Genomic DNA, 7,821 nt, shown 5'->3' on the forward strand with positions numbered 1-7,821 from the left:
GAGTTCCGGCCGTACTTCGACAACGCGCCGGTCTACGGGCACGGGCCCTCCCTGGAGGAGTTCACCGACCAGACCCCGCTGACCGTCGGCTCCCCGCAGGAGGTCATCGAGAAGACCCTGGCCTTCCGCGACTACGCCGGTGACTACCAGCGCCAGCTGTTCCTGGTGGACCACGCCGGGCTGCCGCTGAAGACTGTGCTCGAGCAGCTCGACCTGCTCGGCGAGGAGGTCGTCCCGGTGCTGCGCGAGGAGTTCGCCAAGGGGCGCCCGGCGGATGTGCCGGACGCGCCGACCCACCAGTCCCTGCTCAAGGCTCAGGAAGTGAGCGTCGCATGAAGCTCGTCGTCGTCTCGGCGGGACTGAGCGTCCCCTCGTCGACCCGGCTGCTGGCCGACCGGCTGGCCGCCGCCACCGCCCGGCACACGTCCGTCGACGTCCAGGTCGTCGAACTGCGCGACCTGGCCGTGGAGATCGCCCACAACTTCACCAGCGGCTTTCCCGGGCGGGCGCTGTCCGCGGCCCTGGAGGCGGTGACGGAGGCGGACGGGCTGATCGTGGTCACACCGGTGTTCTCCGCCTCCTACAGCGGCCTGTTCAAGTCGTTCTTCGACGTGCTGGACCAGGACGCGCTCACCGGCAAGCCGGTCCTGATCGCCGCGACCGGCGGCTCCGCCCGCCACTCCCTCGTCCTCGAACACGCCCTGCGCCCTCTCTTCGCCTACCTGCGCGCCGTGGTCGTACCGACCGCGGTCTACACGGCCTCGGAGGACTGGGGTGCGGAAGGCCTCGCCGAGCGGATCGACCGCGCGGCGGGCGAACTGGGGAGGCTCATGGAAGGCCTGGGCTCTGGGGCCGGGGCTGTGCGAAGGGCCGATGCGGCGGGCGAGGCGGACGTCGCGGGCGCGTCGGCGGCCGTGGACACCGACACCGCCGCCGCCATCGCGCCGCGCGCTCTCGACGGGGCCGTCGCCTCGGCCGACAGGTTCACCGTCATCCCCTTCGAGCAGCAGCTCGCCGCGCTGCGGTCGTAGTGCGGCGAAGGCCGGAAGAGGTCGTAGTGCGGCGAAGGCAGGAAGAGGCCGTAGTGCGGCGAAGGCAGGAAGATGTCGTAGCGCGAGAAGGCCGGAAGAGGGGGTGGGCCGCCACCGTCGTACGCTTCCGGCCACCCCCTCCGCACGGGCCGGACCCCTACCGGGGGATTCGCGGGTCGGCCCGTCCTGACATACGGGACAGACTGGCCGGGCGAGGTAAGGGGCGCGCGGGAGGAGGGGTGAGAGGCCGGTAAGAAGCCCACCCTCACCGCCGCCCACCAGGTGGTACCCGGCCAGGGGCTTGGCAGACTGGTGGGGTGCCCCAGAATGTGCTGCTCGCCGAGGACGACCGTGCCATCCGCCATGCCCTGGAAAGGGCACTGACGCTGGAGGGCTACGCGGTGACGGCCGTCGCCGACGGCGTAGAGGCGCTGGCCCAGGCCCACCGCACGCCACCGGACGTCCTCGTCCTGGACGTGATGATGCCCGGTATCGACGGGTTGCAGGTGTGCCGGGTGCTGCGCGCGGAGGGGGACCGTACGCCGATCCTGATGCTCACCGCACTGGTCGAGACGGCCGACCGCATCGCGGGCCTGGACGCCGGGGCCGACGACTACGTGGTCAAGCCGTTCGACGTGGAGGAGGTCTTCGCCCGGCTCCGGGCCCTGCTCCGCCGGACCGGTCAGGTGAACGGCACCCCCGCCGACGTACCGTCGCCGGCCGTGTCCGCGTCCGCGTCGAAGGAGGCGTCGGGGCAGATCTCCGCGGCCGGGCTGCGCATGGACATCCAGGCGCGCCGTGCCTGGCGCGGGCAGCGCGAGCTGGAGCTCACCCGCACCGAGTTCGAACTGCTCGAACTGCTCGTCCGCAACGCGGGCATCGTCCTCGACCACGCCACGATCTACGACCGCATCTGGGGCTACGACTTCGGTCCCGGTTCCAAGAACCTCGCCGTGTACGTGGGGTATCTGCGGCGCAAGCTCGACGAGCCGGGCGCACCGGCGCTGATCCACACCGTCCGGGGCGTGGGGTACGTGCTGAGGGAGGACTGAGTGCCCCCCCGATGGCTCACGGGGCTGCGGCCCCGGCGGGTGTCCTCCCTGCGGGCCACCTTCACCCTGTCCTTCGCCGCCGTGGCCGCCGTGGTCACCGTCCTCGTCGGGTTCCTGAGTTACGACGCCGCCGCCCGGCTGGTGCGGGTGGACCAGCAGACCGTCTTCTCCGGGGTCGTGCAGGACCTGCGGGTCCAGGTGCGCGAGACGGCGTTGGACCCGGGTGATTTCTCGTCGTCCGACCCCGATCACGACGGGCCCCTCGACGACATCATCCGGCCCGCCCGTACGGATGTGCAGGTGCTCGGGCGCGGTGGGGTGATATCCGACCGCGGGAACCCCGCGCTGCCCGTGACCGCCACCGACCGGCGGACAGCCGCGTCCGCCACCGCGGGCAAGTGGGTGGAGCACGGGGAGGTCGACGTCGCCGGCGACCGCTACCGGGTGGCGACCGTCGCGCTCGGCGGCGGGCGGGGCGCGGTGCAGGTGGCCCAGCAGTTCAGCGACACGGAGGATCTGCTGCGGGAGCTGCAGCAGCGGACCGTGCTGCTGGTGGGGGCGGTGGTGATCGCGTCGGGGCTGTTCGGCTGGTGGCTGGCCCGGCGCATCACCCGGCGGCTGGTGCGGCTGGCCGGGGCCGCGGAGGACGTGGCGCGCACCGGGCGGCTCGGCATCCAGGTGCCGGTGGCCGGATACGACGAGGTGGCCCGCCTCGGCCGCTCCTTCGACCGGATGCTCGGCCGGCTCGCCCAGTCCGAGGAGGACCAGCGCCGGCTGGTCCAGGACGCGGGCCATGAACTCCGTACGCCGCTGACCTCGCTGCGCACGAACATCTCCATGCTGCGCCGCATCGACGAGCTGCCGCCCGACGCCCGCGAGGAGCTGGTCGCCGACCTGGCGCAGGAGTCCCGTGAGCTGACCGACCTCGTCAACGAGCTGGTGGCGCTCGCGGCCGGGCGGTCCGACACCGAGCCCGTGCAGCGGATCGACCTGGCGGATCTCGCCGAGGACGTGGCGATCGCCTCGCGGCGCCGCACCGGGCGGGACATCCTCGTCCGGGTGGGCGGTGACACGACGGTCGACGGCCGTCCCACGGCGCTCCAGCGGGCGATATCCAACCTGGTGGAGAACGCGGCCAAGTTCGACCGCGGAGGTGAGGCGCCGATCGAGATCGCGGTCACCGGTCCGGTGCGCCCCGGCGTCGGGGTGGGCGGCGGTCTGCCGGGCAGCGTCCGGATCGAGGTCCTCGACCGGGGTCCGGGCGTGGTCGAGGGCGATCTCGTCCGGGTCTTCGACCGTTTCTACCGCGCCGCCGACGCCCGCAGCCTGCCCGGTTCCGGGCTCGGTCTGTCCATCGTCCGCGAGGTGGCCACCGGCCACGGCGGAGCGCCGTTCGCCTTCCGGCGGGAGGGGGGAGGCGCGGTCATCGGGTTCACGGTGAGCGCGGACTACCCGACGGAAGAGGACTGACGGACGGACGGCTTTCTGGACCCGGCCTTTCGGACCCGCGTCTCCGGCATGATCCGCCGGACAGGCCCGAAGCGGGCCCGGCGAAGTCCGGTGCGGTTCGGCGGCGCCCTGAAGGGGCGCGGGGAACTGCGCGACCAGCCACGACGGACCCGCGGGTGGCGTACCGCACGTTCAGCGGAGCGCTCAGCCGACGTGCACGCGCGGTCGGCGGGCGCGGTCGGGTTCGGCCTCGCGCAGGACCTCCCGGGTGACGGGGGCGACCTCGCCCTGGCCGAAGAGGAAGAAGCGCAGGAAGTTGGTGAAGGGGTTGCCCTCGGTCCACTCGAAGTAGATGTGCGGGGTGCAGCCGGTGCGGTCGCGGACATACAGGAGCAGGGCGGCCAGGGCGTTGGGGATGGAGGAGGACTCCAGGGTCAGGACGCGGTAGCGGCCGTGGAGCACCTCGCCGCGTACGGTCAGGCCCGCCTCGAACTCCGAGGGGTCCAGGACGGTGACCTCGACGAAGACGAAGTCCTCCTGGGGCGGGAGGTCGTTGTCGGCGCGGATCTGCTCGATCTTCTCGCGGTACTCGGCCTTGTCGCGGTTGTCGGGTTCGTTGGCGATGAACCGGATCCTGCGGCTGGCTATGTCCCGTACGAACCGTTCCGCCATGTCGTCCAGGCTCACGCTGGTCACCCGCAGTTCGAAGGCGCGGGCCAGCCGGGAGAGCAGCGAGACGAGGATGATGCCGGCGATGAAGCAGGCGCCGATCTTGACGCCGTCGGGGCGTTCGATGACGTTCACGACGGTCGTGTAGAGGAAGACCGCGGAGATGACGGTGAAGGCGATGGTCCAGTTGCGCTGGCCGGCCTTGCGCGCGGCGATGGTCACGGCGATCGCGGCGGAGCTGATGAGGACGAGGACACCGGTGGCGTAGGCGCCGCCCTGCGCGTCGACGTTCGCGTCGAAGATCCAGGTGACCAGGAACGCCACCAGGATGAAGACGATCACCATGGGGCGGACGGCGCGTGCCCAGTGCGGGGCCATGCCGTAGCGGGGGAGGTAGCGGGGCATGAGGTTGAGCAGTCCGGCCATGGCGGAGGCGCCCGCGAACCACAGGATGGCGATGGTCGACACGTCGTAGATGGTGCCGAAGGCGCCGCCGAGGTACTCGTGCGCGAGATAGGCGAGGGCGCGGCCGTTGGCCTGGCCGCCGGACTTGAACTCCTGCTCCGGGATGAGGAGCGTGGTGATGAAGCTGGTCAAGATGAGGAAGACGCTCATGATCACGGCGGCGGTGGTCAGCAGCTTCTTGGTGTCCCGGATGCGGCCGACCGGCTTCTCGTCGGTGTCGGTGGCGTCGCCCTGGACGTGCGGCATGACGGCCACGCCGGTCTCGAAGCCGGAGAGGCCGAGGGCCAGTTTGGGGAAGACCAGGAGGGCGACCCCGACCATCGCGAAAACGTTTCCGTGCTCGGTGGTCAGGGCGCTGGTCCAGTCGGTGATCACATGCTCGGCCGTCGCCACGTGCCACAGGCCCACGACCACGACCACGGCGTTGAGCGCGAGATAGATCCCCACCAGGACGACGGCGACGCCGATCGCCTCCAGGAAGCCCTTGAGGAACACCGCGCCGAGCAGCGCGACCAGGATGAGGGTGATCAGCATCTGCTTGTCGTGCAGTGTGCTGGTGAGATGGGGGTTCTCGACCAGGTGGGTGGAGGCGTCGGCCGCCGACAGGGTGATGGTGATCAGGAAGTCGGTGGCGGCGAAGCCCAGCAGGGTCAGGACGAACAGCTTGCCCTGCCAGAACGACAGCAGCCGCTCCAGCATCGCGATCGAGCCCTCGCCGCGCGGGCTCTCCTCGGCCACCCGCCGGTAGACGGGCAGTGCGCCCGCCAGGGTGACGATGACGAGCACGATGGTCGCGACGGGCGAGAGGAGCCCGGCGGCCAGGGCCGCGATGCCGGGCTGGTAGCCCAGTGTCGAGAAGTAGTCGACGCCGGTCAGGCACATCACCCGCCACCAGCGCTGCCCCTGGTGCACGGGCTCCGGCAGGGCGTGCGGGCCCTGCGGGGTCTTGCCCATGTCGGACAGTCCTTCGAGCATCCACGCACGCAGCCGGCTCGTACCCGTCGTACCTCTGGTACGAGAGTGGTCGGTGGTGGCCATCGGGGTGCTCCTGACGTGCTGCCCGGCGTGGTGCCCATTGTGATCCGATTGTGGGCAATGGCGAAGAAAACGGCAGGGCGGGTGGACATTACGGCGAATGGGGTACGGCGGTGTGGTCACAGGGGTGGCAACCTCCGGTCCGGCACCCCGGTTCGGGTCCGGCACTCCGGTCCGGCACTCCGGTCCGGCACTTGGTCCGCCCCCGCCGACGAGAATGCCGTGCTTTTCGCACGTGTGGTCGGTCGACGGCGTCAAGGCCGCGTCAAAGTCGTCCGGGACGACATCAGGGGCCCATCAAGGTCCGGTGCGCGTGACGTGAAGCGGTCGCAGACTGGGCGCGGCACGGGGGACACGGACGAGCGTCCGTGGCGTGCCGATGGAGGGGCTCGTGGCTGTCACGGCCGGTACCACGCACAGTCCTGCGGCGCGAGCCGGGACCACGCACAGTCCTGCGGCGCGAGCCGGGACCGTCGGAGCGCCACCGCGCGTGGCGACCGCCCCCTCCGGGGTTGGGCGCGCCCCCCGGCAACGGCGCGGAGGGTCGCGGCCGAGGCGCCCGCGACGCCCCAGGCGCCCCCGAAGTCCCCGGCGCCCTCTTCGTCTCGCACACCGAAGAGCCGCCACCGCCCTGCACCGCCGCTTCTGGGCGACCCTGCCCGCGCGACTGCGGCTGCTGCGGACCGTCACCCTCCTGCTGACCGTCGCCCTCGCCCTGCTGCTCGCGCTGGCAGGCCTCGCCGCCACCGGCACCTGGGACACCGTCGCGGGCCGCGACGCACCCCGCACCACCAGCGCCGCGGACCTGAACCTCGCCCTCAACGACATGGACGCGCAGGCCGCCAACCTCCTGCTGGCCGGCGGCGACGGGGGCAAGGGGCGGCTGGCGACGCCGTACGAGAAGGCGGTCGGCTTCTACGGTGATGCGCGACGCGGGATCGGCCACGACCTGCGCGCGCTCGCCGTCGCCGCCCAGGGCGACGCCGCCGACGAGCACACCGTCGAGTCGCTCACCGACGACTTCGCCGAGTACCAGGAACTGATCGGCCGCGCGCTGGAGAACGACGACCGCGCCGGCGGCAGACCGGCCGCGCTCGTCGACTACCGCGAGGCCACCGATCTCCTCCAGGCCCAGCTCCTGCCGAGCGCGAGGAAGCTGGTGGACTCCAACAACAGCGCCTTCAACCGGCAGTACGAACAGGCCCGTTCGGTGCTCTCGGCCCAGCTCGCCGCCGTCCTCGCGCTCGGCGCGCTGCTGCTCGCCGCCCTCGGCGTGCTCCAGTGGTACCTGGCCCGCCGCTTCCACCGGATCCTCAACCCCGGTGTGCTGGCCGCCACCGTCTGCGCGCTGCTCGCCGTGCTGCTCGGCAGCCAGGCGCTCTCCGCCTCCGCCGACCGGCTGTACGGCGCCCGCCGCGACGCCTTCGACTCCGTCGTCGCCCTCTCCCGCGCCCGCGCGATCGCCTACGACGCGAACGCCGACGAGAGCCGCTACCTGCTGGACCCCGAGCGCCGCTCGCAGTACGCGCAGGCGTTCCTCGCCAAGTCGCAGCAGTTGTACGGCATGAAGGGCGCGACCCTCGACTCGTACGACTTCGGGCTCGCCACGACCTGGAAGGAGTACCGCGCCGACCACCGCACCCTCGACTTCGGCGGCGAGTTCGCGCGCGAGCTCGCCAACCTCACCTTCCCCGGCGAACGGGCCGCGGCGGAGCGGACGGTGGACGCGTACGCCGTCTACCAGCGCGACGACCGGAGGATCCGGGCCCTGGTCGCGCAGGGCAAGGAACGCGAGGCCGTCGCGTTCTGCATGGGCTGGGAGCCGGGCACGTCCAACGCCCACTTCGGGGCCTGGATGACGGCCCTGGACCAGGTGACGGACATCAACCGGCGGCACTTCACGGCGGCGGTCCGCGCGGGCCGCTCCGAGACGACCGGGCTGCTCCCGTGGACGTGCGGTCTGCTGCTCGGCGCGGGTGCGCTGATCCTGCTGGGGCTGCGACCGAGGCTCGCCGAGTTCCGCTGAACCGGGGTCCGCGGACCCCGGTCGGCACGACCTGGTGACCTATGAGGTACTCGGTCACCTCATCCGGCTCCAGGCACGCGGCGCGCTCGCCGAC

At 71.8% G+C, this 7,821-nt stretch carries 5 protein-coding genes and 1 pseudogene; 5 read left to right on the forward strand and 1 reads right to left on the reverse strand.

Going from position 1 to position 7,821, the window contains the following annotated elements; translation table 11 throughout:
- The 4 genes and pseudogenes from ABZ656_RS54615 to ABZ656_RS54630 all read left to right on the forward strand — a co-directional run.
- Positions 1 to 336, forward strand: a pseudogene (locus tag ABZ656_RS54615) (5,10-methylene tetrahydromethanopterin reductase); the annotation flags it as partial.
- Positions 333 to 1,031, forward strand: a complete 699-nt coding sequence (locus tag ABZ656_RS54620; protein WP_360279734.1) for an FMN reductase — start codon at positions 333 to 335, stop codon at positions 1,029 to 1,031. The pseudogene ABZ656_RS54615 and the gene ABZ656_RS54620, both read left to right, overlap by 4 nt.
- A 317-nt stretch (positions 1,032 to 1,348) precedes the next feature.
- Positions 1,349 to 2,083 (forward strand): response regulator transcription factor, encoded by a 735-nt coding sequence (locus ABZ656_RS54625; RefSeq protein WP_101399970.1) that lies wholly within the window; start codon positions 1,349 to 1,351, stop codon positions 2,081 to 2,083.
- Complete coding sequence (locus tag ABZ656_RS54630) at positions 2,084 to 3,553, forward strand: HAMP domain-containing sensor histidine kinase (protein ID WP_360279738.1); 1,470 nt, start codon at positions 2,084 to 2,086, stop codon at positions 3,551 to 3,553.
- A gap of 183 nt (positions 3,554 to 3,736) precedes the next feature.
- Here ABZ656_RS54630 and ABZ656_RS54635 read toward each other — a convergent pair whose 3' ends face one another.
- Positions 3,737 to 5,704 (reverse strand): amino acid transporter, encoded by a 1,968-nt coding sequence (locus ABZ656_RS54635; RefSeq protein ID WP_360279741.1) that lies wholly within the window; start codon positions 5,702 to 5,704, stop codon positions 3,737 to 3,739.
- Between the two features lie 487 nt (positions 5,705 to 6,191).
- Between ABZ656_RS54635 and ABZ656_RS54640 the strand changes: the two genes are divergently transcribed.
- Positions 6,192 to 7,727 carry a hypothetical protein gene (locus tag ABZ656_RS54640; RefSeq protein WP_360279744.1) on the forward strand — a complete coding sequence of 512 codons (1,536 nt, stop codon included), beginning with the start codon at positions 6,192 to 6,194 and terminating at the stop codon, positions 7,725 to 7,727.
- Positions 7,728 to 7,821: the final 94 nt, after the last annotated feature.

It is taken from the genome of Streptomyces sp. NPDC007095 (assembly GCF_040634475.1).
GTDB lineage: Bacteria > Actinomycetota > Actinomycetes > Streptomycetales > Streptomycetaceae > Streptomyces.